The organism is Pseudoalteromonas sp. K222D (assembly GCF_017653575.1).
In the GTDB taxonomy this organism is placed as follows: Bacteria; Pseudomonadota; Gammaproteobacteria; order Enterobacterales; family Alteromonadaceae; genus Pseudoalteromonas; species Pseudoalteromonas nigrifaciens.
Genome location: NZ_JAGGDL010000089.1, coordinates 1 through 1,175, shown reverse-complemented (window position 1 = coordinate 1,175; position 1,175 = coordinate 1). Strand labels below are relative to the sequence as shown.

At 38.6% G+C, this 1,175-nt stretch carries 1 protein-coding gene; it reads right to left on the bottom strand.

Annotation, left to right across the window (positions count from 1 at the left end):
• On the bottom strand, positions 1-1,175 hold a 1,175-nt coding region (locus tag J5X91_RS17980; protein WP_208835393.1), incomplete at both ends, for an RNA-guided endonuclease TnpB family protein.

Here is a 1,175-nt window from a genome sequence, read left to right as displayed (position 1 = left end):
TGATCACTCATAAGGCAAGTTCCTGCTTCAACAAGCTGACTAATGTCAATCTCTCCACAGGCTAGAACGCGATGACCTCGCGCTAAAATATTTAATGCGCCAACATGATCCGCATTATCTTGATAACCGCACTTCGCACATTCAAACTTAGACTGCGTTAATCGGTTATCTTTTGATTGATGACCACACGCCGGACACGTTTGACTGGTATGTTTCGGATCAACAAAAATAACCTGACCGCCGAGCCAATCCTGCTTATATTTCAGCATTTCTTTAAACATTCCCCATCCTTGATTGAGAATGACGCGGTTTAAGCCAGATTTTTGTTTCACCATTTTTCCATGCTGCTCACTGTTGCCTTTGCTGTTTTTCGTCATATTTCTAATTTTAAGATCTTCTAGCACGATGATTGCGTGGCTTTTGCTCAACTGTGTTGAGATCTTATGTAATTTGTCATGACGAATATTGGCAACTTTCGTATGAAATGTTGTGATCTTTGCTTTTAATTTTTTCCAGTTACTTGAAAATTTCACTTTTCTAGCAAGTTGCTTCTGTAATCGTTTGATCCTGATTGTCTGTTTGCTGGTATCTATCGGCTCCACAAAACTACCATCAGAAAGGGTAATTAGGCGTTTCACGCCTAAATCTCCGCCAATCATGGCGTTTGATGGGTGCTTAGGTGGTGCTACTTCTTGTTCAACTTGGATTGAAACAAACCAGTGCTTTCCTTTTTGTGAAACAGTGACGTTTTTAGCTTTTCCTAAAATAGCTTGGCTTTTTCTAACATTAACCCAACCGATTTTAGGTAAAAAAATACGTTTCCCATTCTTGTCGATTTTAAAGCCTTGAGGAAAACTAAAGCTATTCACCTCTCCTTTTTTCTTAAAAGTAGGCATCCGTTTGAGTGGTTGGTTTTTATCGAATGCGTCTTTAAAGGCGCGTTCAAGCTGTTTTAATGTTTGTTGGATAGTTTGTGCGGGCGATAGTGTTAAAAAGCCATACTCCTCGCTTTTTTTCCAAAGTTTGGAAAAGAAATCCAACTCTTGGTAGTAGCAAATTTTTTGTTTATTCTGTAACTTAAATAAGTTAATCGCTAAGGCTTTATTCCACAAGAATCGACAATTTCCCGCATATTGCGCCATTTTAGCGTTAATATCGGGTGTTGTTTTTAAACG